25 protein-coding genes are annotated in these 26,203 nt (G+C 69.5%); 4 read left to right on the top strand and 21 right to left on the bottom strand.

Going from position 1 to position 26,203, the window contains the following annotated elements:
- Positions 1-310: 310 nt before the first annotated feature.
- The 12 genes from ACIQTP_RS08595 to ACIQTP_RS08540 form a co-directional block, all read right to left on the bottom strand.
- Positions 311-3,172 carry a DEAD/DEAH box helicase gene (locus ACIQTP_RS08595; RefSeq protein ID WP_402043747.1) on the bottom strand — a complete coding sequence of 954 codons (2,862 nt, stop codon included), beginning with the start codon at positions 3,170-3,172 and terminating at the stop codon, positions 311-313.
- A 40-nt stretch (positions 3,173-3,212) separates the two neighbouring features.
- Positions 3,213-4,103, bottom strand: a complete 891-nt coding sequence (locus ACIQTP_RS08590) for a diacylglycerol kinase (protein ID WP_403397632.1) — start codon at positions 4,101-4,103, stop codon at positions 3,213-3,215.
- 31 nt (positions 4,104-4,134) lie between these two features.
- Positions 4,135-5,085 (bottom strand): twin-arginine translocase subunit TatC, encoded by a 951-nt coding sequence (tatC, locus tag ACIQTP_RS08585; protein WP_403397630.1) that lies wholly within the window; start codon positions 5,083-5,085, stop codon positions 4,135-4,137.
- 47 nt (positions 5,086-5,132) lie between these two features.
- Positions 5,133-5,417, bottom strand: a complete 285-nt coding sequence (gene tatA / locus ACIQTP_RS08580) for a Sec-independent protein translocase subunit TatA (RefSeq protein WP_054231175.1) — start codon at positions 5,415-5,417, stop codon at positions 5,133-5,135.
- Between the two features lie 259 nt (positions 5,418-5,676).
- The gene (locus ACIQTP_RS08575) at positions 5,677-5,871 is read right to left on the bottom strand and encodes a hypothetical protein (RefSeq protein WP_067365373.1); all 195 of its coding nucleotides are present in this window, start codon (positions 5,869-5,871) and stop codon (positions 5,677-5,679) included.
- A gap of 10 nt (positions 5,872-5,881) precedes the next feature.
- Complete coding sequence (locus ACIQTP_RS08570) at positions 5,882-6,142, bottom strand: hypothetical protein (protein WP_168517106.1); 261 nt, start codon at positions 6,140-6,142, stop codon at positions 5,882-5,884.
- Positions 6,143-6,255: 113 nt separating this feature from the next.
- Positions 6,256-7,272 (bottom strand): helix-turn-helix transcriptional regulator, encoded by a 1,017-nt coding sequence (locus tag ACIQTP_RS08565; RefSeq protein ID WP_403397628.1) that lies wholly within the window; start codon positions 7,270-7,272, stop codon positions 6,256-6,258.
- Between the two features lie 17 nt (positions 7,273-7,289).
- Positions 7,290-8,243, bottom strand: coding sequence for a helix-turn-helix transcriptional regulator (locus tag ACIQTP_RS08560; RefSeq protein ID WP_403397626.1), 954 nt, complete (start codon positions 8,241-8,243; stop codon positions 7,290-7,292).
- A gap of 198 nt (positions 8,244-8,441) precedes the next feature.
- Positions 8,442-8,813 (bottom strand): FKBP-type peptidyl-prolyl cis-trans isomerase, encoded by a 372-nt coding sequence (locus ACIQTP_RS08555; protein ID WP_168490170.1) that lies wholly within the window; start codon positions 8,811-8,813, stop codon positions 8,442-8,444.
- A gap of 69 nt (positions 8,814-8,882) precedes the next feature.
- Positions 8,883-9,890 carry an FKBP-type peptidyl-prolyl cis-trans isomerase gene (locus ACIQTP_RS08550; RefSeq protein WP_403397624.1) on the bottom strand — a complete coding sequence of 336 codons (1,008 nt, stop codon included), beginning with the start codon at positions 9,888-9,890 and terminating at the stop codon, positions 8,883-8,885.
- 129 nt (positions 9,891-10,019) lie between these two features.
- Positions 10,020-11,381, bottom strand: a complete 1,362-nt coding sequence (gene pafA / locus ACIQTP_RS08545) for a Pup--protein ligase (RefSeq protein ID WP_054231169.1) — start codon at positions 11,379-11,381, stop codon at positions 10,020-10,022.
- Positions 11,382-11,390: 9 nt separating this feature from the next.
- Positions 11,391-12,650 carry an MFS transporter gene (locus tag ACIQTP_RS08540; protein WP_403397621.1) on the bottom strand — a complete coding sequence of 420 codons (1,260 nt, stop codon included), beginning with the start codon at positions 12,648-12,650 and terminating at the stop codon, positions 11,391-11,393.
- A gap of 124 nt (positions 12,651-12,774) precedes the next feature.
- Here ACIQTP_RS08540 and ACIQTP_RS08535 point away from each other — a divergent pair, with 124 nt between their 5' ends.
- Entirely contained in the window at positions 12,775-13,791 is a 1,017-nt protein-coding gene (locus ACIQTP_RS08535) for a LacI family DNA-binding transcriptional regulator (RefSeq protein WP_403397618.1), read from the top strand.
- 196 nt (positions 13,792-13,987) lie between these two features.
- Here the strand turns inward: ACIQTP_RS08535 and prcA are convergent, their stop codons facing one another.
- The 6 genes from prcA to arc all read right to left on the bottom strand — a co-directional run bounded on the left by prcA (position 13,988) and on the right by arc (position 20,116).
- On the bottom strand, positions 13,988-14,734 hold the full coding sequence (gene prcA / locus ACIQTP_RS08530; protein ID WP_402043773.1) for a proteasome subunit alpha: 747 nt from the start codon (positions 14,732-14,734) through the stop codon (positions 13,988-13,990).
- 58 nt (positions 14,735-14,792) lie between these two features.
- The gene (gene prcB, locus ACIQTP_RS08525; protein WP_403397615.1) at positions 14,793-15,638 is read right to left on the bottom strand and encodes a proteasome subunit beta; all 846 of its coding nucleotides are present in this window, start codon (positions 15,636-15,638) and stop codon (positions 14,793-14,795) included.
- Positions 15,590-16,165 (bottom strand): endonuclease VII domain-containing protein, encoded by a 576-nt coding sequence (locus ACIQTP_RS08520; RefSeq protein WP_403398134.1) that lies wholly within the window; start codon positions 16,163-16,165, stop codon positions 15,590-15,592. Before ACIQTP_RS08520 ends, prcB begins: the two co-directional genes overlap by 49 nt.
- A 53-nt stretch (positions 16,166-16,218) precedes the next feature.
- Positions 16,219-16,437: a ubiquitin-like protein Pup gene (locus tag ACIQTP_RS08515; protein WP_054231164.1), complete on the bottom strand. Its 219-nt coding sequence runs from the start codon at positions 16,435-16,437 to the stop codon at positions 16,219-16,221.
- A gap of 166 nt (positions 16,438-16,603) precedes the next feature.
- Positions 16,604-18,115 (bottom strand): depupylase/deamidase Dop, encoded by a 1,512-nt coding sequence (gene dop / locus ACIQTP_RS08510; RefSeq protein ID WP_403397612.1) that lies wholly within the window; start codon positions 18,113-18,115, stop codon positions 16,604-16,606.
- A gap of 234 nt (positions 18,116-18,349) precedes the next feature.
- Positions 18,350-20,116, bottom strand: coding sequence for a proteasome ATPase (gene arc / locus ACIQTP_RS08505; RefSeq protein ID WP_403397610.1), 1,767 nt, complete (start codon positions 20,114-20,116; stop codon positions 18,350-18,352).
- A 253-nt stretch (positions 20,117-20,369) separates the two neighbouring features.
- Between arc and ACIQTP_RS08500 the strand changes: the two genes are divergently transcribed.
- A complete protein-coding gene (locus tag ACIQTP_RS08500) occupies positions 20,370-20,675 on the top strand; it encodes a ferredoxin (RefSeq protein WP_402043786.1) in 306 nt (101 codons plus the stop codon).
- A 48-nt stretch (positions 20,676-20,723) separates the two neighbouring features.
- On the opposite strand, the gene ACIQTP_RS08495 is transcribed toward ACIQTP_RS08500, so the two are convergent.
- The 3 genes from ACIQTP_RS08495 to ACIQTP_RS08485 form a co-directional block, all read right to left on the bottom strand.
- Positions 20,724-21,302: a hypothetical protein gene (locus ACIQTP_RS08495; RefSeq protein ID WP_403397607.1), complete on the bottom strand. Its 579-nt coding sequence runs from the start codon at positions 21,300-21,302 to the stop codon at positions 20,724-20,726.
- Positions 21,303-21,568: 266 nt separating this feature from the next.
- Positions 21,569-22,471, bottom strand: a complete 903-nt coding sequence (locus ACIQTP_RS08490; protein ID WP_403397605.1) for a tRNA (adenine-N1)-methyltransferase — start codon at positions 22,469-22,471, stop codon at positions 21,569-21,571.
- A gap of 163 nt (positions 22,472-22,634) precedes the next feature.
- The gene (locus ACIQTP_RS08485) at positions 22,635-24,254 is read right to left on the bottom strand and encodes a site-2 protease family protein (protein ID WP_403397603.1); all 1,620 of its coding nucleotides are present in this window, start codon (positions 24,252-24,254) and stop codon (positions 22,635-22,637) included.
- A 187-nt stretch (positions 24,255-24,441) separates the two neighbouring features.
- Here ACIQTP_RS08485 and ACIQTP_RS08480 point away from each other — a divergent pair, with 187 nt between their 5' ends.
- Together ACIQTP_RS08480 and ACIQTP_RS08475 are read left to right on the top strand one after the other, a co-directional pair.
- Positions 24,442-25,419 (top strand): RecB family exonuclease, encoded by a 978-nt coding sequence (locus ACIQTP_RS08480; RefSeq protein ID WP_403397602.1) that lies wholly within the window; start codon positions 24,442-24,444, stop codon positions 25,417-25,419.
- Positions 25,420-25,482: 63 nt separating this feature from the next.
- Positions 25,483-26,157 (top strand): response regulator transcription factor, encoded by a 675-nt coding sequence (locus ACIQTP_RS08475; protein WP_099940500.1) that lies wholly within the window; start codon positions 25,483-25,485, stop codon positions 26,155-26,157.
- The last annotated feature ends 46 nt before the right edge of the window (positions 26,158-26,203 follow it).

Here is a 26,203-nt window from a genome sequence, read left to right as displayed (position 1 = left end):
CGCCGGCACGCTGGTCCCGCTCGACCGACTCGTCGACGTGGCCGGCGACGGCCGGTCCGTCACGGTCCTGGCCGACCACGGGTCCTGCGACTCCGGCCCCGCCGTGCACGTACTGGAGACCGGGACCGACGTGGTGCTGTCCGCGTCCGTCCTCAAAGCGCGGAAAGGTCCCTGCACCGGAGAGATGATCCGCGCGAGGGTGACGGTGAGGCTGACCCGCCCCGTACGCCCCCGTACCCCGCGTACGAGAAGGTGCGCCGCTCCCGGCAGGGAAGCGGCGCACCACGAGCACCCGGGCCACCGGCTCGGATCAGCCCACCGACGAGTAGGCGACCACTCCGCGCAGCAGGCCGTCGACCGCCTTGCGCGCGTTCTTCGCGACCGTCGACCGCTCACCGCCGGAGACCGGCGCGGCGGCCGAGATCTGGCCCAGCACGTCGATGACCTGCTTGCACCAGCGGACGAAGTCACCGGCCGGCATCTCCGCCTCGCGCAGCACCTCGTCGAGGCCCTTGCCGGAAGCCCACTCGTAGGCCGCCCAGGCGAAGCCGAGGTCCGGCTCGCGCTGGCCGACGCCCTCGGACTGGGTGATCCGGAAGTCCTCCTCCAGCGCGTCGAGACGGCCCCAGATGCGGACCATCTCGCCGAGCGCCGCCTTGGCCTTGCCGGACGGCAGCTTCGGCGCCATCGCGTCGTCGCCGACCCGTGACTCGTACACCAACGCCGAGACACAGGCCGCGAGTTCGGCCGGGTCGAGGCCCTCCCAGACCCCGGCGCGCAGGCATTCGCTGGCCAGCAGGTCGAGTTCGCCGTACAGCCGGGCGAGCCGTCTGCCGTGCTCCGTGGCCTCGTCGCCGCGCAGGTAGTCCAGCTCGGTGAGGAGGGCGACGATCCGGTCGAAGGTGCGGGCGATGGTGTTCGTCCGGCCCTCGATGCGGTTCTCCAGCTGCTTGGTGTCGCGTAGCAGCCGGTGGTAGCGCTCGGCCCAACGGGCGTGGTCCTCACGGTCGTTGCACCCGTGGCAGGGGTGGGCGCGGATCGCGGTGCGCAGCCGGGCGATCTCACGGTCGTCGGCGGCCTCGGAGCGGCGCTTGCGCAGCCGGTCGGGGACGATGTGCCCGGCCTTGGTGCGCAGCGCGGAGGCGAGGTCGCGACGGGACTGCGGGGAGCGCGGGTTGAAGGACTTCGGGATGCGCATCCGCTCCAGCGCCTCGACCGGCACCGGGAAGTCCATCGAGGCCAGTCGCTTCACCTGGCGCTCGGCGGTGAGGACCAGCGGGCGCGGTCCGTCGTGGTGCTCGAAGCCGCGGTGGCCGTTGGACCGGCCCGCGGGCAGCCCCGGGTCGAGAACCAGCGCCAGGCCCGCGAACTTGCCGGTCGGGACATGGATGATGTCACCGGGCTTGAGCTTCTCCAGCGCCACGGCCGCCTCGGCACGCCGCTGCGCCGCGCCCTGCTTGGCGAGCTCCGTCTCGCGGTCCTTGAGTTCGCGGCGCAGTCGCGCGTACTCGTCGAAGTCCCCGAGGTGGCAGGTCATGGACTCCTTGTAGCCCTCAAGACCCTCCTCGTTGCGCTGCACCTGCCGGGAGATCCCGACGACCGACTTGTCGGCCTGGAACTGCGCGAAGGACGTCTCCAGCAGCTCGCGCGAGCGGTGCCGGCCGAACTGCTCGACCAGGTTCACGGCCATGTTGTACGACGGCTTGAAGCTGGAGCGCAGCGGGTAGGTGCGGGTGCCCGCCAGTCCCGCCAGGTGGTCCGGGCTGAAGCCGCGCTGCCACAGCACGACGGCGTGGCCCTCGACATCGATGCCGCGGCGCCCGGCACGACCTGTGAGCTGGGTGTACTCGCCGGGTGTGATGTCGGCGTGCTGCTCGCCGTTCCACTTGACGAGCTTCTCCAGCACCACCGAGCGGGCGGGCATGTTGATGCCCAGTGCCAGGGTCTCGGTCGCGAACACGGCCTTCACCAGGCCGCGTACGAAGAGTTCCTCGACGACTTCCTTGAACGTGGGCAGCATGCCCGCGTGGTGGGCCGCGATGCCGCGCTCCAGGCCCTCCAGCCACTCGTAGTAGCCCAGGACGTGCAGGTCCTCGGAGGGGATGGACGCGGTGCGCTCCTCGACGATCTCGCGGACCTTCGCGCGCGCCTCCTCGTCGTTCAGCCTGAGGCCCGCGTACAGGCACTGCTGGACGGCGGCCTCACAGGCGGCGCGGCTGAAGATGAACGTGATCGCGGGCAGCAGGCCCTCGGCGTCGAGCCGTTCGATGACCTCGGGGCGGCCCGGTGTCCAGATCCGCGAGCGCTGCCGGCGCTCGCGCTCGCGGTCGGCCTCGCGCATGGCGCGGCCGCGTCTGCGGTCCTGGTACGACGGGCGGCTGGCCTCCATACGGGCCAGGCGGGTGAGGTCGGGGTTGACCGCCTTCTTGTTGCCCTCGCCCTCCTCGAAGAGGTCGTACATCCGGCGGCCGGCCAGCACGTGCTGGAACAGCGGGACGGGCCGGTGCTCGGAGACGATCACCTCGGTGTCACCGCGCACGGTGTCCAGCCAGTCGCCGAACTCCTCCGCGTTCGACACGGTCGCCGAGAGTGACACCAGGGTCACCGACTCGGGGAGGTGGATGATCACTTCCTCCCAGACGGCGCCGCGGAAGCGGTCGGAGAGGTAGTGCACCTCGTCCATGACCACATAGCCGAGGCCGAGGAGGGTCTGGGAGCCCGCGTACAGCATGTTGCGCAGCACCTCGGTGGTCATGACGACCACCGGGGCCTCGGAGTTGACGCTGTTGTCGCCGGTGAGCAGGCCGACCTTGTCCGCGCCGTAGCGGCGGCACAGATCGGCGTACTTCTGGTTCGAGAGCGCCTTGATCGGCGTGGTGTAGAAGCACTTCTTGCCCTGCTGGAGGGCGAGGTGGACGGCGAACTCGCCGACGATCGTCTTGCCCGAGCCCGTGGGCGCGGCCACGAGCACACCCTTGCCCGTCTCGAGCGCCTGGCAGGCCTCGATCTGGAAGGGGTCGAGGCCGAAGTCGTACATCTCGCGGAAGGAGGCGAGCGCGGTGGCCTGCTCGACAGCGCGCTTCCGTGCTGCCGCATACCGCTCGGCCGGTGAGAGGTCCTCTGTCATCGTGCTTTCGAGACTACCGGCAGCCACTGACAACATGACGATCAATATCCGGATCTGCTTATCTCAAACCCCGGATTCCCGCAGCTCAGGGAATGGCCACGCGCACCGCGGCGGGCACGCACTGCGCGGTGAGCGGCAGCGGCCCCAGCGGCTCCCCGTCCGCGTACGCGGTGACACCCTCGGCTACGAGCTCGACCTTGGAGGCCCGGTGCACGGTGACGACGGGGTGGTCGAGGTGGGTGCCCCGGTAGACCCTGGGGAACACCTTGAGCAGGGTCGTACGGCTGCACTCCCCGACGACCGTGACATCGAACAGCCCGTCCGCCAGGTCGGCGCCCGCGCAGATCCTCATCCCGCCGCCGTACGACGATCCGTTGCCGACCGCGACGAGGGTCGCCCGGATGTCCCGGACCTCGCCGTCGTCGAGGGTGATCCGGTACGGGAGGGGCCTGAGGGCGGCCAGTTCGGCGAGCATGGCGAGGTCGTACTTGAAGCGGCCGACCGGCCACCGCATGCGATTGCCGCGATCGTTGACCCTGGAGTCGAAGCCGGACGCGAGGACGGTGGCGAACCAGGTGCCGTTCACCCGGCCCAGGTCGATGTCGCGCAACCGCGCCCCCTTGAGGGACTCGGCGATCAGCCGTCCCGCGGCCGCCGGGTCGCGCACCGGGAGCCCGAGGGCGCGGGCGAAGTCGTTCCCGGTGCCGGCGGCGACCAGGCCGAGCGGGGTGCGGGTGCCGGCGACGGCCTGGAGGGCGAGGTTCGCCATGCCGTCGCCCCCGACGGCTATCAGGGCGCCGGTGCCGCCCTCGACGGCCGCACGCGCGCGCGTGAGGGCGTCCTCGGCGTTCTCCCCTAGGACCGTACGGACGGAGAATCCCGCCGCTCGCAATGCGAAAGCGGCCGGCTGCGCCGCGTGGGCGCCCCGGCCGCGTCCCGCGGTGGGGTTGACGAAGAGGGTGATCTCGCTGGTCACGGCCCTGACCCTACGAGATCTCCGGGCTTCGTCAGGTCACGTCGTCATAACCGTTGACCCGGTCCGTGCCCGACTGCTCGGGCAGCGCGCGGTGCGCCGACACGCTCTCGACCTCGCCGATGCCGTCGGGCGTGAGGTCCAGGTCGGAGGCCTCGTCGTCGGCCGGACCCTCGGCCTCGCGGAGCCGCTTGCGCCGGTCGTTCATCAGCGAGAAGACGACGGCGCCGAAGTACAGGACCCAGATCGGTACCGCGAGCGCCAGCATCGTCAGCGGGTCGGTGCTCGGCGTGGCGACGGCCGCGAAGACCGTGATGCCCATGATCATGGCGCGCCACCAGCCGAGCATGCGCTTGCCGGTCAGGATGCCGGTGAGGTTGAGCATGACCAGCAGCAGCGGCAGCTCGAAGGAGAGGCCGAAGACGACCACCATGCGCGTGACGAGGTCGAGCAGATCGTCCAGCGGCAGCAGGTTGTTCACGCCGTCCGGCGTGAAGTCGATCAGCACCTTCGCGGTGGTGGGCAGCACCTTGTAGGCGAAGAAGCCACCGGCGAAGAAGAGCGGAACGCCCGTCCCGACGAACGCGTACGCGTACTTCTTCTCGTTCTGGTGCAGACCGGGCGCGACGAACGCCCACAGCTGGTAGAGCCACACCGGCGAGGCGAGCGCGACACCGGCCATCAACGAGACCTTCAACGCCAGGGTGAACGGGGCGAGCAGACCGTTGATCGTGATCTGCGCGCACTGCTGGTGGCCCTTGGGCGTTTTCGCCAGCTCGGCGAAGCTCGAAGGACACCCGACCGAGTCCAGCACCGGCTTGGTGAAGAAGTTGATGATGTCGTTGTAGTAGAAGGCGGCCACGACCGTGACGATGACGATGGCCAGCATCGCCTTCGCGAGCCGGTTGCGGAGCTCACGAAGGTGATCCGCAAGGGGCATCCGTCCCTCGGGATCCTTCTCCTTCTTGCGGGCGGACTTGAGCAACCCACGTCCTCATCTCGTGCGGCGGGCCGGAGGCGTCCGGCCCTGCGTCAGCGCTTGGTCGTGTCCGTCGGCTCGGTGACCGGGCGGGAGCTGGTCACATCGCCGGGCGCGGCCTGGATCGTGCGCTGAGCCGGGGTCTGCTCGTCGGTGCTGGGCGGACCGGCCGGGGCGGGAGTGCTGCCCTCGTCCTTCATCGCCTTCGCCTCGCTCTTCAGGATGCGCGCGGACTTGCCCAGCGAGCGCGCCATGTCCGGAAGCTTCTTCGCGCCGAACAGCAGGATGATGACGACGAGGATGAGAATGATCTCGGGAGCGCCGAGCCTTCCGAACATAAGTCTTTACCTTCTCACCGAGGCGGCTGGGTCGGGGTGCTGTCCGATCGGTCGGACATGTGTCCGAACGTCGTGATGACAGCGATCGTAACGCTCAGGGGTGAACGCGGGGCAATCCCTGTGCGTACTCCCGGTTCGCGGCCCGCGCCTCGTTCTCCGGACCACGATCAGAAGCGTACCCGCCCTCACCGGCAAGTTGACAGGTTCAAACGGCTCATTGCCTCTACCTCGACGGACTCATACCGGGATCCCAGAAACGTCATACCGCATCCACAGAACGCGCGACCCCGACGGCCGCCCGCTCCAGGTCGTCGGCCGCCTGGTTGATCCTGCGCGCGGAGTCCGTCACCTGCTTCCCGAGACGTTCCGCCTCCACGAAGACACGGACGGCGAGCACGCCGAGAACGGCGATTCCAAGAAAACCCACAACAATCGCGAACATCGGCCAGAACATGAGGCCGAGCCTAAGACGTGGAGTGCAGGCGCAGTGTGCGCACCCCACCGCCGGTGAGGAGTTCGACGATGCGCTCGCCCGCGGGCTTGCGGACCGCCGAGCCGCACTCGGTGCAGGTGAAGGAGTAGAACGTGGTGCGGCTGGTGGCGCCGATGGCCAGCATCAGGGCGTTCGCCCTGAGCTCCAGAGCGGCCCGGCAGTCGGGGCAGCCCGCCTTGAACAGCACGTCGGCGACTCTCCGCATACCGGCGAACGCGGTGACGGCCGTCATCTCCGCCGCGCCCACGGACGCGCCGGCCCGCTCCGCGCCGCCCGCCTTCACCGACCCGCCGGACCTCTGCGAGGTACCGGCCCTCCCCGACGCGCCCGACATCGCCGACGTGGTCAAAGCCCCAGCTCCTGCCTGTCGTACGGTCCGTCCTGATCGCCCTCGAGCCCGTCGTAGGCCGCGAGTGCCTCCCGGGCCGCCTCGCGGGCGCTGTCCGCCAGCTCCGGTGGCGACACGATCCGGCCGTCCCGGCCCAGGCGCAGCGCCAGCCGTCGCAGCGACGCGGGGTCGGGGGTCCGCAAGGTGATACGCAGCCCGCCGTCCGGCAGCTCATCCGCACTGTCGTGCGGGTAGTACTCCGCGACCCAGCGCCCGCCCGGCCCGACCTCGACGACCACCTCGGGATCCTCGGCCGCGGGCTGCACCAGCCCCTCGGAGAGGTTCCGCAGTTCGATCTCGGGCGGCGCGGACGGCTCGTCGAGGATGCGGATCTCGGCGACCCGGTCGAGCCGGAAGGTGCGGCGCGCCTCGGAGCGGCGGCACCAGGCCTCCACGTACGTGTGCCCGACGCTGACCAGGCGGATCGGGTCGATCTCGCGCTCGGTGAGCTCGTCACGCGAGGGCGAGTAGTAGCGGATCCACAGCCGGCGGCGCTCGGAGATCGCCCGGTCGACGTCCGCGAAGACCCCGCCCTCGGACTCGAAGGTCACCGAGAGGCGGGAGCTGGCACCCGCCGCCTCGCCCGAGGCGGCCTCCACCTTGGCGGTGGCGCGCAGCAGCGCCTGCCGGTCGCCCTCGCGCAGCCCGGGCAGCGTGGAGACCGCGCGGGCGGCCACCAGCAGCGCGGTCGCCTCGTCGGCGGCGATACGGAGGGGTTCGGCGACGTCGTCGGGGTTGTGCCACCAGATGCGGTCGCCGTCGGTGTCGATGTCGAGGAGGTCACCGCCGCGGAAGCTGGTCCCGCACAGGGGCAGCACGTCGAGGTCGGAGATCAGCTCGTCCTCGGTGATCCCGAAGGCCCGGGCGACATCACCGACGTGCGCGCCGGGGCGCTCGCGCAGATAGGTCACCAGGGAGAGCATCCGCCGGGTCTGGTCGATCGCGTTCGTGGGCCTGGCCGGTTTTCCTGCCACGTTCTCTACGTTCCCCCTCAGCCCTTGGCCACGGCGCGCAGCCGGTCCACTACATCGGCCCGCAGCTCGGCGGGCTCCAGGACCACCACATCGGGCCCGAACTCGACGAGCCAGGCATCCAGGCCGTGCCCGTACGGAATCTCCAACTCGTCCCAGTCGTCGCCCAGTTCCCGTACGGAGACGGCCTTGGCCCGCAGCGGGTAGCCGGAGCCGGAGCGCAGCCGGATCAGCGCGGAGCGGTCGGCGATCTCGCCCGCCCAGCTCGCGACGGTCTCCCGCACGGTGACGACGTCGGGCACCTCGGCGGTGTAGCGCCCGGCGCGGGAGCGGACCCTGCCGGTGATCCGGGAGAGTCTGAAGACGCGCTCGGCGCCGCGGTCGCGGTCCCAGCCCGCCAGGTACCAGTGGCCGCGCCAGCACTCCAGCGCCCACGGCTCGACCTGCCGGGTCTCGGGGCGGGCGGCGGTCGCCTTGCGGTAGTCGAAGACGACCGGGCGGCGGTCGCGGCAGGCCAGCATCAGCGGCTCGAAGGCCGCCTCGTGCACGGGGATGTGCGGTTCGAGGGCGCCATGCGCCTCGTAGGGGTCGAAGTCCTCGGGCAGCCCGGCGGCGCGCAGCTTCTGCAACGCACCGCTCGCCGCGCCGGCCAGCCGGGCCTGCTGCCAGACCTTGGCGGCGAGGCCGAGGGCGGCGGCCTCCTCGGCGTCGAGGGTGACGGGCGGCAGGCGGTTGCTGTCGCGGCGGGCGAGATAGCCGACCTCGCCGTCGAGGTTCTCTACCGTCTCGATGACCAGGCCCAGCTCGCGCAGATCGTCCTTGTCGCGCTCGAACATCCGGTTGAAGGAGTCGTCCGACCCGGCTTCCAGATAGGCCTCGATGGACTCGCGGAGTTCGCGCTTGCTGAGCGGCCGCCGCGTCCCGAGCAGACACAGCGCGAGGTTCATCAGCCGCTCGGCCTTGGCAATGGCCATCGACGCCCTTCCTATGGTGCTTCCGACCGATGACCGTACCGCTCCTGAGTGCCCCGGCAAAAGCCGAGGGCCCATGCCCGGACAGGCATGGGCCCCAGGTGATCGACTTCGAACGAATCCCGATCACAGAGCGCACGAAGATCAGGCGGGAACCCGACCTTCACGATGATCGGATCAAGACCCGATCCGGCCGATGGATCAGACCGCGACCAGGTCGCAGACGAAGATCAGCGTCTCGCCGGGGGCGATCCGGCCCCCGGCGCCACGGTCGCCGTACGCGAGGTGCGCCGGGATGACCAGCTGGCGACGGCCGCCGACCTTCATGCCCTGCACACCCTGGTCCCAGCCGCTGATGACCTGACCGACACCGAGCTGGAACTCCAGCGGGGTGCCGCGGTTCCAGGAGGCGTCGAACTCCTCGCCGGTGGAGAAGGCCACGCCCACGTAGTGGACCTTGACGAAGTCGCCGGCCTTGGCGACCTGCCCCTCGCCCTCCCAGATGTCCTTGATCTCGAGGTCCGCCGGGGGCTCGCCGCCCGGGAAGTCGATCTCGGGCTTCTCGATGCTCACGTCTCTAGCTCCTGCTTGTTCGCGTAAAGGCCTTAAAGCAACACCGACAGTCTCACATCCCGCAACGCGTTACATCTTGGCCAGGATGTCCACCGAGAACACCAGGGTGGAGTCCTTCTTGATGCCACTGCCGCTCGGCGGGTTGTTGCCGTAGCCCAGCGCCGGCGGAATGACGATGAGGACGCGGCTGCCCACCTTCTTGCCGGTCAGGCCCTGCGCCCAGCCCTTGACGACCTGCTGGAGCGAGAACGACGCCAGCCGGCCGCTGCTGTACGTCGAGTCGAACTCCTTTCCGGTGTCCCAGAGCACGCCCTTGTACTGCACCAGGACACTGCTGTCCGCCTTGACCTCGTCGCCGTCGCCCTCGAGGACGTAGTTCGCCACGAGCTTCGTCGGAGCCGTCGTCTTCGGCACGTCGATGGAGGGGGCCTTGCCGTCCGTGTTCGTGCCGACCTTCGGGAGGGCGGCGTCGCTCTGCGCGACCGCCTTGCCCTGGGCGGAGCTCTGCGCGTTGAAGGTGTTCTCGATGTCGACGACGAACACCAGCGTGTCGGTGCCCTTGATGCCCGCCTGCGTGTTGCCCTGCTTGCCGTAGCCCCAGGTCGGCGGCACGGACATCTCCACGCGGCTGCCGGCCTTCTTGCCCACCAGCGCATAGCGCCAGCCGTCGATGATGCCGCCCTGCGCGAGCTGGATGACCAGCGGCGTCTTACGGTCGTAGGAGTTGTCGAAGACCTTCGCGGTGTCCCAGATCTGGCCGAGGTAGTTGGCCTGGATGTAGTCGTTCTCCGCGACCGTCTTGCCGCCGCCCGCGATGACCGTCTTGACCGCCAGATCCTTCGACGGAGCGCCGGTGCCCTTGGCCACGGTCGGCTTCTCACCGAACTTCGTCCCGGCCGTGATCGCCGGCAGCGGACCGTCGACGATCTTCGGCGGCGGCGCCGCCGAGGCGGACGCGGCGGCCGACGGAGACGGGCTACTGCTGCTGGACTTGGCCTTGTCCGACTTGTCGTCACCGCATCCGGCGAGCGTGACCAGTCCGGCGGGTACGGCAATGAGGAGAGAGCGTCGGCGCACGGTGAGGGCCTCGTATCGATCGATCTTGGTTGATGGCGTGCGCGCAACTCTACGACGTGAGAAGGGCGCCGTACGGAAAACGTACGGCGCCCCGCGTTGCGTTCCGCCATCACACGCGGAACTCAGCGCTCACATTCCCGCGATCAGCTTCTCCACCCGATCGTCGACCGAACGGAACGGGTCCTTGCACAACACCGTGCGTTGTGCCTGGTCGTTGAGCTTGAGATGGACCCAGTCGACGGTGAAATCGCGGCGCTGCTCCTGAGCGCGCCGGATGAAGTCGCCGCGCAGCCGGGCCCGAGTGGTCTGCGGCGGCACGGACTTGCCTTCGAAGATCTTCAAATCGTTGCAGATCCGGGTGGCTTGTCCCTTCCTCTCCAGCAGGTAGTACAGACCACGACGCCGGTGGATGTCGTGATATGCGAGGTCTATCTGCGCGACCCGGGGATGCGACATCGTCATGTTGTGCTTGGCCCGGTACCGCTCGATGAGCTTGTACTTCATCACCCAGTCGATTTCGGTACCGATCCGGTCGAGGTCCTCGGCCTCGATCGCGTCGAGCGTGCGGCCCCACAGTTCGAGCACCTGCTCGACCGTGCCGGTGCGGATGCCGCGGCGCTCGCAGAAGTCCACGGCCTTCTCGAAGTACTCCCGCTGCACTTCCAGCGCGGAGGCCTCCCGGCCGCTGGCCAGACGCACCTTGCGCCGGCCCGTAATGTCGTGACTGACCTCGCGGATCGCCCGAATGGGGTTCTCCAGGGTGAGGTCGCGCATGACCGTACCGGCCTCGATCATGCGCAGTACCAGGTCGGTGGCGCCGACCTTGAGGAGCATCGTCGTCTCGGACATGTTCGAGTCACCGACGATGACATGCAGCCGCCGGTAGCGCTCGGCGTCGGCGTGCGGTTCGTCGCGGGTGTTGATGATCGGCCGGGAGCGGGTCGTCGCCGAGCTGACGCCCTCCCAGATGTGCTCGGCGCGCTGGCTCACGCAGTACACGGCGCCGCGCGGAGTCTGCAGCACCTTGCCGGCACCGCACAGCAGCTGCCGGGTGACCAGGAAGGGAATGAGAATGTCCGCGAGCCGGGAGAACTCCCCGTGCCGGGCCACCAGATAGTTCTCGTGGCACCCGTAGGAGTTGCCCGCCGAGTCGGTGTTGTTCTTGAACAGGTAGACGTCGCCCGCGATTCCTTCCTCGTGCAGGCGTCGTTCGGCGTCGACCAGGAGTCCTTCGAGAATGCGCTCGCCGGCCTTGTCGTGGGTGACGAGTTCCGTCACGTTGTCACATTCGGGTGTCGCGTATTCCGGATGTGATCCCACGTCGAGATAGAGGCGGGCGCCGTTCCGCAGAAAGACATTGCTGCTGCGGCCCCATGACACGACACGGCGGAAGAGGTACCGCGCCACCTCGTCGGGAGACAGGCGGCGCTGTCCCCTGAACGTACACGTGACGCCGTACTCGTTCTCCAGCCCGAAAATGCGGCGGTCCATGACTGAACATTACGCCCGATCCCCCGAGCTGAAACGGGGTTCGACGGCACGGTTTGGATCATTTTCCGATGAGACCGCAACGACCGCACCGTCCCCGGTAGCTGCGAGGACCCGCCCCGTGGCCAGCAGAACCACCAGCGCGGCGGCACCCGCACCACCCGGCAGGGCGAAGCCCCACACCGCCCCGCCCCGCTCGACGACCGGGCCCGCCAGGCCCGTTCCGACCGACGCGCCCACGGTGAACGTCGTCACAAGCCAGGAGAACGCCTCGGTGACGGTGCCCCTCGGCGCGTGCCGGTCGACAATGATGAACGCGCAGGCGATGCAGGGCGCCAGGAAGACCCCGGCGAGCGCCGCGAGGGCCGTCATCACGACCGCGCCCGGCATCAGCACGAGTGGCAGATAACACACCGCCAGAAGGGCGACCAGCACCCGCAGTCGCCGCTCGGGCGCGCCGCTCCACCGGCGCGCCCCGTACGCCGTCCCGCCGACGAGGGCCCCGAGCCCCACGGCCGCCATCAGCCAGCCGTACACCGCGTCACCGCCGTGGTCGTCGGCGTACGACACCGCGGCGACCGTGATCGAGCCGAGCGCGATCCCCACGAAGAGGAACGCGCCGAGCAGCGCCAGCAGCCCGGGTGAGCGCAACGCGCCGAGCCAGTGCGCCTCGCGCGGTGCCGAACGCCACGCGCGCGAGGGGGGCGAGAGGACCACGGAGAGAGCGCCCAGCACCCCGACGACGTTCAGGATCAGCAGCGCCGCCCGGGCGGACCACAGCGAAGCGCACAGCGTCAGGAGCAAGGGTCCGACGGTGAACATGACTTCCTGCGCCACGGCGTCCATCGCGTACGCGGTGTGCACCTGTTCCTCCCGGCGCAGCACGGAGGGCCACAAGGCCCGCAGACCGCCCTCCAGGGGCGGCGTGAAGAGCCCGGCGACGGCCATCGACAGATACGCCACCGGCAGCGGGTCGGTGCCCGAGAAGGCGAAGACGCCCATCCCGAGGGCCGAGACGAGCGCGGCCGGCAACTGGACGCGCGGCTGCCCGTACAGATCCACGAGCCGCCCGAGCAGCGGCTGCCCCACGGCGTTGCCCACCCCGTACACGGCGGCGAGCGCGCCGGCCAGGCTGTACGTCCCGCCCCCCGCCCGGACGAAGAGCACGACGGCGATGGCGGCGGTGGCGTTCGGCAGCCGCCCCGTGAGCGTGCCGGCGAGCAGCCGTGCGGCGTGCCTCGCCCTGAGGATCTCCAGGTATCCCGCGGCCATGTGATGCCCTTCCGGTAACGCGTGACGTCCGACTGGTCATGCACACGAGGTTTTACGTATAACTCCCTGTGTCATACGTACCATGTGCCCAGTCCGCGAGTCCAGACGAAGGAGCAGGTCGCCGGTGGCACGAGGTAGCACCCGCCCGACGAGCCGTGACGTCGCCCAGGCCGCCGGGGTGTCCCAGGCCGCGGTCTCCCTGGTGCTGGGCGACAAGTGGCGCGGCCGGGTCTCCGAGACGACCGCGGAACGCGTCCGCGAGGCCGCCCAGGAGCTCGGCTACCGCCCGAACCTGGCCGCCCGCAACCTCCGCCTGGGCCGCACCCGTACGGTCCTCCTGGTGGTCCCGGCGCTGACCACCGAGTTCTTCGCCGGGGTCTACACCGGCGCCGCCCGCGTCGCGGCGGAACACGGCTTCGGCGTGGTCCTGTACCCCTCCCCCGAGGGCATCGGCCCCGCCCGCGACCCGTTCGGCTCCGCGGCGGCCGCCCTGGACGGCGTCATCGCCTCCTCCATGGCCGCGGACGCCCTGACCGCCATCCGGGGCGACCAGCTCCCCTTGGTGATGCTCGACAGCGACCCGGAGGGCAGCCTGGGCGCGGCGACCGTCAACCTCGACATCAAGGACGGCGTACGACAGGTGGCCGAGCACCTCCTGTCCCTGGGCCACCGCCGTTTCCTCCATCTGGCGGCGGACATCCCGTCCTGGACCTTCGAGGCACGCGCCCGGGAACTGGCCAAACGCCTGTCCGAGGTCCCCGGCACGGACCTCCGCACGACCCGGGCCCCGATCTCCATCGAGGACGCCGTGGCCGCCGCGGAATCAGCCCTGGCCGCCCCCGGTCCCCGCCCCACCGCCCTGGTATGCGACGACGACAAACTGGCGGCCGGCGCCTACAAGGCCGCCCGCCGCCTGGGCCTGCGCATCCCCGAGGACCTCTCCGTCACCGGACTGGACGACCTGGCCCTGGCCCAGGCCATCGACCCGGAGCTCACTACCGTCCGCCTGGACGCCGAACGGTTCGGCGAACGGGGCATGGAAGCCCTCCTGGCCGTCCTGGACGGCCGAACACCCCCCGTGGGCGACATCCCGGTACACCTGGTCGTACGAGGCTCCACAGCCCCACCGAGCGTCCCCTAGACCACGCGCCCCACGCACCCGCAGCCGCCGACGCACGAAAGGGGCCGTGCCGGTACATCCGAAGCCCGTCGCCTACGTCCGGATCTGGAAACGGCTCCCCATGGGGCAACGTCTGATCCGGCGGCGACGGGCTGGATGTACCGGCACGGCCCCGCCCCACCCACCGGCACCCGGCAGGCAGGGCGAACACCAACGGTCACTCCTCGTCTTCGGCGTCCTCGGCCTCCGTGGCGGTCTCCGCGCCGCCCTCCTCCAGCAGCCGGCCCAGCTGACGCCCGACGATCCGCCTGAACTTGCGCTGCTGCGGACGCGTACGGTCCAGGACCGCGACCTCCAGGCGCTCCGCGGGGATCTCCCGCTCTCCCCCGTTCGGCTCCCGCGACAGCGACTGCACGGCCAGCTTCAGCGCCTGGGCCAGTGACATCCCGTCCTGGTGGCGCTGGTCCAGGTAACTGCTGATCTGCTCGGCATTGCCACCCACCGCGACGGACCCGTGCTCATCCACGATGGACCCGTCGTGCGGCAGCCGATAGATCTGGTCACCTTCCGGGGTCTCCCCCACCTCGGCGACCACGAGCTCCACCTCGTACGGCTTCTCGGCGGCCGAGGAGAAGATCGTGCCCAGCGTCTGCGCGTACACATTCGCCAGACCCCGAGCGGTCACATCGTCACGGTCATAGGTGTAACCCCGCAGATCGGCATAGCGCACACCACCGATCCGCAGATTCTCGTATTCGTTGTACTTGCCGGCGGCCGCGAAACCGATCCGGTCGTAGATCTCGCTGAACTTGTGCAGCGCACGGGACGGGTTCTCGCCGACGAACACAATGCCGTCGGCGTACTGCAGCACAACGAGGCTGCGACCGCGGGCGATGCCCTTACGGGCGTACTCCGCCCGGTCGGCCATGGCCTGCTGGGGTGAGACATAGAACGGCGTCGACACCGGTTATCCGTCCCTTTCTGTCGAAGTCACTGGGTCACCTTGGCAAAAGGAGCCGGGCTCAGAGCAGCGCGGCCCGCGGACCGTCCGGCTGCTCCAGACGCCGCTCCAGGATCGCGCGGGCGATCTCGGAGGACTCGTCGTCGGTGAGCCTGCGGAAACCGTCCTCGGTGATCACGGTGACGATCGGGTAGATCCGGCGGGCGACGTCGGGACCACCGGTCGCCGAGTCGTCGTCGGCCGCGTCGTACAGCGCCTGGATGACCAGGGTCGTGGCCTGCTCTTCGGTCAGGTCGTCGCGGTAGAGCTTCTTCATGGCACCGCGCGCGAAGATCGAGCCGGAGCCGGTGGAGGCGTAGCCGTGCTCCTCGGAGCGGCCGCCGGTGACGTCGTAGGAGAAGATGCGGCCCTTCTCGCGGTCCACGTCGTAACCCGCGAAGAGGGGGACGACGGCGAGGCCCTGCATGGCCATGCCGAGGTTGGAACGGATCATGGTGGAGAGCCGGTTGGCCTTGCCCTCCAGGGAGAGCGTGGTGCCCTCCACCTTCTCGAAGTGCTCCAGCTCCAGCTGGAACAGCTTGACCATCTCGACGGCCAGACCGGCCGTACCGGCGATGCCCACCGCCGAGTACTCGTCGGCCGGGAAGACCTTCTCGATGTCGCGCTGAGCGATCATGTTGCCCATGGTGGCCCGGCGGTCGCCGGCGAGGACCACTCCGCCGGGGAACGTGACGGCGACGATGGTCGTGCCGTGCGGGGCCTCGATCACGCCCTGGACGGGCGGCAGCTGCCGCTTGCCCGGCAGCATCTCCGGCTGGTGCTCGGACAGGAAGTCCATGAAGGACGACGACCCGGGCGTCAGGAAGGCAGCCGGTAGACGCCCGGTGCTACGAGTGTTGGCTTCCACGGGGATCCTTCCAAGTAGGCGGCAGCCCGACGAACAGCGTCGGGATCATCTCCCAACTTGCCGATGGCCGAATTGCAGTTGAAGCACAGTACGCCACGGACCCTACCCGTCTCGTGGCAGTGATCCACATGAACTGCAGGAGCTTTCAAACAGATCACACAGAGCCCCATTTGAGAGGCGACCATCTCGTCACGCTCAGCTTCGGTCATGCCGTAGTGGCGCTTGAGGTGACCTTCTCGCCCCCGGATGGCCTTGGACGCTTTGCAGCACGTCGCAAGGCCATCCGATGCAGTGGCATTGCGATGCCACTCGCTATGGGGCTTGATCTCGCCACAGCCCCGACAGAGTTTGTGCCCCTCAGGCACGTCCACTCGAGGCCGGACGTTCCGCCCCTTGGCAAGCTGCCGCTCCTGGTGATGCGCCGCAGCACACGCGCGACAATAAGCCTGAAGCCCATCGCGCATCGACTTGTTACTCGCGAAGGCCGTCCGCGGTTTGCACTCCTTGCACCGCGAACAGCGCTTCACGGTCAGGCCCTCCGACACCTAAAGGCCACCGAGCCTTCGATTCAAAGGTGGGGTCACTCCCCACCCTTCTGAACGAAGCTTCGCACGAAGTCCTCGGCGTTCTCCTCCAAGACATCGTCGATCTCGTCCAGTACGGAGTCGACGTCGTCGCTCAGCTTCTCCTGGCGTTCCTTGAGGTCGTCCGATACCTGCGCGTCCTGCGCCTGCTCCTCGACCTCCTCGGTGGAACGCGTCGCCTTCTGCTGTCCGCCGCCGGTGTCCTTGGTCGCCATAACCCTCACCCCGCTCGGTTCGCCGTTCTTGATCAGACCCTACAAGCAGGGTCCGACATCGGCCCCGCAGTTGCCACAACGTCCGGGAGCCACCTCGATGATTCCCGGACGTCGCGTCTTTCCACCCCGTTGTGCCGCCCGGGCTCCGGCGCCCCTGGCGGCCCGCTCAGCCGCCTGACAGGACCCTGACCAGGTCTTCCGCCGTACGACAGCGGTCGAGGAGCTCCTTGACGTGATTACGCGTTCCGCGAAGCGGCTCCAGGGTTGGGACGCGCTGGAGCGAGTCCCGGCCCGGCAGATCGAAGATCACCGAGTCCCAGGAGGCCGCCGCCACGTCGTCCGCGTACTGCTCCAGACAGCGCCCGCGGAAGTACGCACGGGTGTCCTCGGGCGGCTTCGTACGGGCCCGCTCGACGTCCCGCTCGTCCAGGAGCCGCTTCATCTTGCCGCGCGCCGCCAGGCGGTTGTACAGGCCCTTCTCGGCCCGTACGTCGGCGTACTGGAGGTCGACCAGGTGCAGCCGTGCCGCGTCCCAGTCGAGGCTGTCACGGCGCCGGTAGCCCTCCATGAGCTCCCGCTTGGCGACCCAGTCGAGCTCCCCTGAGAGGCTCATCGGGTCGTTCTCCAGGCGGTTGAGAGTGTCCTCCCAGCGGGCCAGGACGTCCTTGGTCTGGTCGTCGGCGTCCGCCCCGAACCGTTCCTCCACGTATTTGCGCGACAGCTCGAAGTACTCCATCTGGAGCTGCACGGCGGTCAGCGTGCGTCCGCTGCGCAGCGTGACGAGCCGCTTCAGTGTGGGGTCGTGCGAGACCTGGTGCAGCGTGCGCACGGGCTGGTCGACGGCCAGGTCGACGGCGATGAAGCCGTCCTCGATCATGGACAGGACCAGGGCGGTCGTGCCCAGCTTGAGATAGGTCGAGATCTCCGACAGGTTCGCGTCACCGATGATCACGTGCAGCCTGCGGTACTTCTCGGCGTCCGCGTGCGGCTCGTCGCGGGTGTTGATGATGGGGCGCTTGAGCGTGGTCTCGAGGCCCACCTCGACCTCGAAGTAGTCCGCGCGCTGACTGAGCTGGAAGCCGTGCTCGTGCCCGTCCTGGCCGATACCGACGCGGCCCGCTCCGGTGACGACCTGGCGTGAGACGAAGAACGGCGTCAGGTGGCGCACGATGTCCGAGAAGGGGGTCTCCCGCTTCATCAGGTAGTTCTCGTGCGTGCCGTACGAGGCGCCCTTGTTGTCGGTGTTGTTCTTGTAGAGGTGGATCGGCTGGGCACCGGGGAGCTGGGCCGCGCGCTCCGCGGCCTCCGCCATGATGCGCTCGCCGGCCTTGTCCCACAGGACGGCGTCCCACGGGTTGGTGACCTCGGGAGCGCTGTACTCCGGGTGCGCGTGGTCCACGTACAGCCGTGCGCCATTGGTGAGGATGACGTTGGCCAGGCCGATGTCCTCGTCGGTGAGCTGGCTGGAGTCGGCGGCCTCGCGGGCGAGGTCGAAGCCTCGCGCGTCCCGCAGCGGGTTCTCCTCCTCGAAATCCCAGCGGGCGCGGCGCGCCCGGTGCATCGCCGCCGCGTACGCGTTGACGATCTGGGACGAGGTGAGCATGGCATTGGCGTTGGGGTGGCCGGGGACGGAGATCCCGTACTCCGTCTCGATGCCCATTACTCGCCGTACGGTCATGCGGCCCTCCTTGCCCGGCGGCGCCCTCGGTCGAGGGCGCTGCTCAAGTACCGCTGGTGCTCCGGTGCGTGTGCGGTGCCCGTCCCCGCAACGCGCGACTCGGCGGTACGAAAGAGCCTAGAACGCCTCTGCGCTGGTGGGGAGATCATTTGCGTCATTGCTCTGCTCCAGCCGTGCCCCGGAAAGCAGTCGGCTGCGGGTACCCGTGGAGGGCACCCGCAGCCGCCCTGGCTTTTACAGGTACTGCCCGGTGTTCGCCACCGTGTCGATGGAGCGTCCGGTGTCCGCGCCCTGCTTTCCGGTGACGAGCGTACGGATGTAAACGATCCGTTCGCCCTTCTTTCCGGAGATTCGGGCCCAGTCGTCCGGGTTGGTGGTGTTCGGCAGGTCCTCGTTCTCCTTGAACTCGTCCACGCACGCCTGGAGGAGGTGGGAGACCCGAAGGCCCTTCTGGTTCTGCTCGAGGAAGGCCTTGATCGCTGCCTTCTTGGCGCGGCCGACGATGTTCTCGATCATGGCGCCCGAGTTGAAGTCCTTGAAGTACAGGACTTCCTTGTCGCCGTTGGCGTAGGTGACCTCGAGGAAGCGGTTCTCCTCGGACTCGGCGTACATCTGCTCCACGGCGGTCTGGATCATGCCGTGGACGGTGGCCGCCCGGTCCCCGCCGTGCTCTCCGAGGTCGTCGGAGTGCAGCGGGAGGCGTTGTGTGAGGTACTTGGCGAAGATGTCCTTGGCGGCCTCGGCGTCCGGGCGCTCGATCTTGATCTTCACATCGAGTCGTCCGGGGCGCAGGATCGCGGGGTCGATCATGTCCTCGCGGTTCGAGGCGCCGATCACGACCACGTTCTCCAGGCCCTCCACGCCGTCGATCTCGGCGAGCAGCTGGGGGACGATGGTGTTCTCCACGTCCGAGCTGACGCCCGATCCACGGGTGCGGAAGAGGGACTCCATCTCGTCGAAGAAGACGATGACGGGGGTGCCCTCGCTGGCCTTCTCACGAGCACGCTGGAAGACGAGGCGGATCTGCCGCTCGGTCTCGCCTACGTACTTGTTCAGGAGCTCGGGGCCCTTGATGTTCAGGAAGAAGCTCTTGCCGGTGGCCTGGCCGGTGACCTCGGCGACCTTCTTGGCCAGCGAGTTGGCGACCGCCTTGGCGATGAGCGTCTTGCCGCATCCGGGGGGCCCGTACAGCAGCACACCCTTGGGCGGCCGCAGTTCGTGCTCCTTGAAGAGGTCGGGGTAGAGGTAGGGAAGCTCGACCGCGTCGCGGATCAGTTCGATCTGGTTTCCCAGGCCGCCGATCTGCTCGTAGCCGATGTCCGGGACCTCTTCGAGGACGAGTTCCTCGACCTCGCTCTTGGGGACAACTTCGTAGACGTAGCCGGAACGGGGTTCGAGAAGCAGGGCGTCTCCGGGACGGATGGTGACGTCCAGCAGCGGCTCGGCGAGCCGTACCACCCGTTCCTCGTCGGTGTGTCCCTGCACGAGGGCGCGTTCGCCGTCCTCGAGGATCTCCTTGAGGGTGACGATGTCGCCGACGCTCTCGTACTCCATGGCCTCGACCACGTTGAGGGCTTCGTTGAGCATCAGTTCCTGGCCGCGCCTGAGCTCTTCGAGCTCCACGCTGGGGCTGACGTTCACCCGGAGCTTGCGGCCCCCGGTGAAGATGTCCGCCGTGCCGTCCTCGTTCGCCGTGAGGAAGACACCGAAGCCGGCCGGTGGCTGTGCCAGCCGGTCGACCTCTTCCTTGAGGGCCACGATCTGGTCGCGGGCCTCACGGAGCGTGTTGGCGAGCCGCTCGTTCTGTGCGGACACGCCGGCCAGGTTGGTCTGCAGCTCGACGATCCGCTCTTCGAGAATCCTCGTGTGCCGCGGAGAGTCGGCGAGCTTGCGTCGCAGGACGGCGATCTCCTGCTCAAGGTAGGCAACCTGCCCGGCAGGGTCATCGGACCCTCGTCCCGGGCGGATGCCGCGGTTCATGTCGTCGTCGTGGGCTGCCACGGTCCTCACCTCCTCCAAGGGGAGCTGGACGCTTCCAGACCCTACCTGGGTGGGTGTCGATTGAAACCCCTAGATCACAAAGACTGTCGGGGTGTGTCCGATCTTCACCCTTGCGCTCTCCCTCACGCCAGGGGAATACCCATCGAACACGGTCGGGAAGCGGGCGGAGGTAGGGTCGACGTGTTCAACACCCGTCAGAGCTGGCCCGATTCCCCAGTCTTCGGATCGCTCGACGCAGGAAACGGCAGGAGAAATGACCGTGCAGCAGGAGGCCCCAGGCGACGGCGAGGCTCTCGAGGTCTGGATCGACCAGGATCTGTGCACCGGAGACGGCATCTGCGCGCAGTACGCGCCGGAGGTCTTCGAGCTGGACATCGACGGTCTGGCCTATGTGAAGAGCACCGACGACGAGCTTCTGCAGGCCCCGGGCGCCACAACGCCCGTACCGCTGACGCTTCTGCGGGATGTCGCCGACTCCGCGAAGGAGTGCCCGGGCGACTGCATCCACGTACGTCGGGTTTCGGACAGGGTCGAGGTCTACGGTCCCGACGCGGAGTGACCCACAGGGCACTCCGCGTCACGACGTGTCTCTTTTCTCACACGCTTCTCATGCGTTCCGGGCACCGGAGGGCGTCGAGCGGATGAACGTGCCGTTCTTCCACTGCCACTTGGCCTGCTCCTTCACGTCCGGGCAGCAACTCGGCACGTCGGCAGAGGAGTAGCCGAGCAGGGTCGCCGTGACGGCGCCGTCACGCACCGCGAAGTCGGTGACGCTCAGGCGGTCCTTCGGGTCGACCAGGGTGGCCACGACGCGGGGCTTCTTGGCTCCCGACCCGCCCTGGGTGAGGACGTAGACGCCGTTGGGCGGGGTGCCGATGCCCGCGTCGCAGCGGACCACGGCCACCGTCTCCGGGCTGCCGTCGCCGTCGAGGTCTCCGGACGCCTTCTTCTGCACGAGGACCTTGGCGGGCCCGCACTCGATCGGGAACGTGACGCCCGCGGGGTTCGGGGGCGCCGTCGCGGCCGGGGCGGACTTGGCCCCGGGGCTGGGCTGGGCCGCCGTCGCGGAGCCGGGCTGGAGGACCGAGGAGAGGGCGACGACTCCGGCCAGGGCGGTGGCCGTGGCGAGCCAGTGGATGGGGCGGGTGTGGGTGTGTGCCAGTTCCGGGACGACGGGTTGCTGCACTAGGAGCGTCTCCTGGGAGGGCCGTGACGGTGGGGGTGGGGTGGCCAGCATGGTGCCACACGTCACAGTGGGGTGGAACGGCGGGGTCCGGACTTCTGGCGGCGTGTCCTGGCGGCGCGTCAACGGAAAGGGCTTGCGGTGGAGTTGCCCACCTGTCTCGCGGCCCACGTACGGGAACGCGCTGCGGCCGAGCCCCGGAGTGCTTCCGGGAACTCGGCCACAGGTGTGGTGCGTTGGGTACGTCGACGGCGTGGTCGCCGGTCGGGTCAGCGGCCTGAGCCGCCGTCGGCGTTCGGACCGGTGTAGTCGTCGCCGTACGCGCCCTTGGCCGGGCGGCGGCGGCGCATGGGCGGCTCGACACCGTCCGCGAGGCGGCGGGCGGTGAGCAGGAAGCCGGTGTGGCCGATCATCCGGTGGTCCGGGCGGACCGCCAGGCCCTCGACGTGCCAGTTGCGGATCATCGACTCCCACGCGGACGGTTCGTTGAAGGAGCCGATCTCGCGGATGGACTCGACGGTCCGGGCGAGCTGGGTGGTGGTGGCGACGTAGCAGCACAGGATGCCGCCGGGGACGAGCGCCTTGGAGACGGCCTCCAGGCACTCCCAGGGGGCGAGCATGTCGAGGATGACACGGTCGACGTCGGTGTCGGACAGATTGTCCTGGAGGTCGCCGACGGTGAGCTGCCAGGCGGGGTGCGGGCCGCCGAAGTAGCGCTCCACGTTCTGCTGGGCGATCTCCGCGAAGTCCTCGCGGCGCTCGTAGGAGTGGAGCATGCCCTGGTCGCCGACGGCGCGCAGCAGGAAGCTGCTGAGGGAGCCGGAGCCCACGCCCGCTTCCACGACGCGCGCGCCGGGGAAGATGTCGGCGAAGGCCAGGATCTGCCCCGCGTCCTTGGGGTAGACCACGGCGGCGCCGCGGGGCATGGACAGGACGTAGTCGGGGAGCAGGGGGCGCAGCGCGAGATAGGCGACGTTCCCCGTGGTGCGGACAACGCTGCCCTCGGGAGCGCCGATCAGCTCGTCGTGGGGGAAGGAACCCTTGTGGGTGTGGAAGTTCTTCCCGGCCTCGAGCGTGAACGTGTAGTGGCGGCCCTTGGGGTCGGTCAGCTGAACCTGGTCCCCGACCTTGAAGGGCCCGCGCCTGCGGGCGGCACCGGTCGGTTCGGACATGTGACCAGCCTACCGGTCCCCGCGCGGGGCGCTGACCATAGGAGGTGCGTGCGGACACTGCGGGTGATTCGTGGCTGGTCGCGCCCCCGCGGCCGGGCCGCGCATGCCACAGCCCCACGCCCCTTTGAGGCGCGCCACAGGACCGGGGGTTCGACGGATTCGGTCAGGACGGGCGGGCCATCGCCTTGACGAAGGCTCGCTCGACGTCCGCCGCCGAGAGGACTCCGTAGATCTCGCCCGAGTCCTCCACCACCAGGTACTCGGTCGCCGGGGTGGCGCGGAGGGTGTCCAGGAGGGCCTCGCCGGCGAGTTCCGCGGAGACGCGCATGCCGTCGGTGAGGTCCTGGGCGAGGCCGCTGACGGCGACCCAGGGGCGGCGGTGCTCCGGTACGCCGACGATGGCGGCCTCGCGGACGAGGGAGAGCGGTTCGCCGTTGGCGTCGACGACGACCAGGGCGCGGGCGCCGGCGTCGTTGGCGCGGCGCAGTGCCTCCGAGAGCGGGGTGCTGGTCTCGACCGGGACCGCGCGCCGGGTGAGTGAGCGGGCGCGCAGCTCGGGCAGGTGTTCGCGCAGGCGGGCCATGCGGAGGCTGTTGCCGGCGCCGGTCCAGATGATCGCGGCGAGGATCGCGGCGAGCAGGGCGTCGGTGACCGTGTCCATGCCGCCGATGTTGTCCTGGGTGGCTCCGAGCGCTCCGGACTGGGTGAGCAGGGGCAGCCCGATCAGTACGGAGACGGCGAGGGCGCGACCCACCCAGGCGGCGGCGATCGTGCCGCTCATGGGCTTGCCGGTGATCTTCCAGACGACCGCGCGGAGCATGCGGCCGCCGTCCAGGGGCAGGCCGGGGAGCAGGTTGAAGGCGGCCACGATCAGGTTGGAGATCATCAGTCCGGCCAGCAGCACGCCGGGGACCGTGCCGGGCTCGACGGCCAGCATGGCGAGGTAGAAGAGGCCCGAGAGGACGAGGGAGAGCAGTGGTCCGACGAAGGACAGCACGAACTCCCGGCCCGGGGTCTCGGCCTCCTTCTCGATCTCCGAGACGCCGCCGAAGAACTGCAGCTGGATCCGGCGGACCGGCAGTTTGAAGCGCAGGGCGGCGACCGTGTGGGCCAGCTCGTGGACGAGGACGGAGGCGTAGAAGGCGACCGCGAAGAAGAGGGACACGAGGTAGCGCAGGGCGCCGAGTTCGGGCAGCACGCGGTCGAGCTGGCCGCCGAACACCCAGGTGATCAGCGCGGCCACGAGGAACCAGCTGGGCGCCACGTACACGGGCACGCCGAACGGCCGCCCCATCAGCAGGCCGCCACCGGGTTCCCGGCCGCGTCGCGGGGGCTGCGCCTTGCCGGTGCCGGTGCCGGTTCCGGAGTGGGCGAGGGTTCGGGGGTGTTCGGGCTCGGGGTGCGGGTGGCCTCCGGTGGAGGAGGCGTGGGGCGCGTCCTGGGCGGACGACTCGGTTCCGGGCTCGCCCGTGGGCCTGCTGCCGCTCTCGTCCGAGGAACCGCCGGGCATCTGGGCCCCGTCCTCGGCCTCGCTCGCGGAGTCGCTGTGCGGGCCGGCCCCGGGGGCGGAGTCGGTGGGGTCGTGGGGTCCGTGGGGGGACGGGGCGGCCTCGGGGGTGCCCGGGGCCGTGGGTGGTGTCGGACCGGTGGGGCGCTCGGGGCGCTTTGGTCCGGAGCGCGTGGCATCCGCGGCCGGGGCCGAGGAGGGCCGCTGCTCCCCGTGGCGCTCGGTCGCTTCGTCGGTGCCGGACCGCGGCTGCCCGCTCCCGCCGCTCTCGTCCACGATGTCCCCTCGTTCGAAGCGTCTCCCGCTCCCGATCATGCCAAGCAGGAGGGTCTGGGTCGATGGTATGCGTCCGTCGCGACGCGTTCCGCCCCGGCACCCCCTCTGTTTTCCGCTCCGTCGCACAGGCGCGCACGAGCCCCGGCCGTGTACTCACTGTCAGTGGCGGGCCGTAAGGTCTGTGAGCATGGAAACCAGCACCGGGGGCGCCGTGCCGCCCGAGCCGACCGAGGCCGTCACAGCCGACGCCGCCGTGGCCGAAGCCGTCGTGGCCGAAGCGACGGACGCGGCGACGGTTCCCGCGGCCCGCCCGGCCCTGCCTCCGAGCTCGCTGTCGCCCTCGCGGGCCGGCGACTTCATGCAGTGCCCGTTGCTCTACCGGTTCCGGGTGATCGACAGACTCCCGGAGAAGCCGAGCGAGGCGGCCACCCGCGGCACGCTGGTCCACGCGGTGCTGGAGCGCCTCTTCGACGCCCCGGCGGCGGAGCGGACGGTTCCGCGCGCCAAGTCGCTCATTCCGGGGCAGTGGGACCGGCTGCGCGAGACGCGGCCGGAGGTCGTGGAGCTGTTCGCCGACGATCCCGAGGGCGAGCGGTTGACGCGCTGGCTCGGCGAGGCCGAGCAACTGGTGGAGCGCTGGTTCAGCCTTGAGGACCCGACGCGGCTGGAGCCCGCCGAGCGCGAGCTGTCCGTCGAGGCCCTGCTCGACTCCGGGCTGAAGCTGCGCGGCATCATCGACCGCGTCGACGTGGCCCCGACGGGCGAGGTCCGGATCGTCGACTACAAGACGGGCAAGGCGCCGCGGCCGGAGTACGCCGAGGGCGCGCTGTTCCAGATGAAGTTCTACGCCCTGGTGGTGTGGCGGCTGAAGCAGGTGGTCCCGCGCCGGCTCCAGCTCGTCTACCTCGGCAGCGGCGACGTGGTGACGTACGACCCGATGATCGAGGACCTGGAGCGGGTCGAGCGCAAGCTGCTCGCCCTGTGGGAGGCGATCCGGCAGGCCACGGAGACGGGCGACTGGCGACCGAGGCCCACCAAGCTCTGCGGCTGGTGCGACCACCAAGCGGTGTGTCCGGAATTCGGCGGTACTCCCCCGCCCTACCCGCTGCCGGTCAGGGCGCCGGAGTCGGGCGTCACCGAGCAGGGCAGAATGGGGCGGGATTAGGGCCTGTCCGGCGCGTTGCTCACCTCCGGCCTGGTCCGCCGGACAGACCTCAAGGAGACTTACGTGGCCATCCGCGTCCTACTGGTCGACGACCAGCCGCTGCTGCGTACCGGCTTCCGGATGATTCTGGAGGCGGAGCAGGACATCGCGGTCGTCGGCGAGGCCGGTGACGGTCTCCAGGCACTGGATCAGGTACGTGCGCTGCAGCCCGATGTGGTTCTGATGGACATCCGTATGCCGAGGATGGACGGGGTGGAGGCGACCCGGCAGATCACCGGGCCGGGGCGGGACGGACCGGCCAAGGTGCTCGTCCTGACGACGTTCGACCTCGACGAGTACGTGGTGGAGGCGCTGCGCGCCGGGGCCAGCGGCTTCCTCCTCAAGGACGCGCCGGCCGATGAGCTGGTGCAGGCGATCCGGGTGGTCGCCGCGGGCGAGGCGATGCTCGCGCCGAGCATCACCCGTCGGCTTCTCGACAAGTACGCGGGTCATCTGCCGTCCGGCGACGAGCCGGTGCCCGACACGCTGCACACCCTGACCGAGCGGGAGGTCGAGGTGCTGAAGCTGGTGGCGCGCGGCCTGTCGAACGCGGAGATCGCCGCCGACCTGTTCGTCAGCGAGACCACCGTCAAGACCCATGTGGGCCACGTGCTCACCAAGTTGGGGCTGCGCGACCGGGTGCAGGCCGCGGTGTACGCGTACGAGAGCGGGTTGGTGCGCCCGGGCGCACAGCAGTAACCCCCATACGCCGTCCACTCCCCCAGGAGCACGACCGAGGGCGCCC

The sequence above is a fragment of the Streptomyces sp. NPDC090798 genome (assembly GCF_044768965.1).
GTDB lineage: Bacteria > Actinomycetota > Actinomycetes > Streptomycetales > Streptomycetaceae > Streptomyces.
Note: the sequence above shows the minus strand (reverse complement) of the source record. Positions and strands in the feature narration are given on the sequence as shown.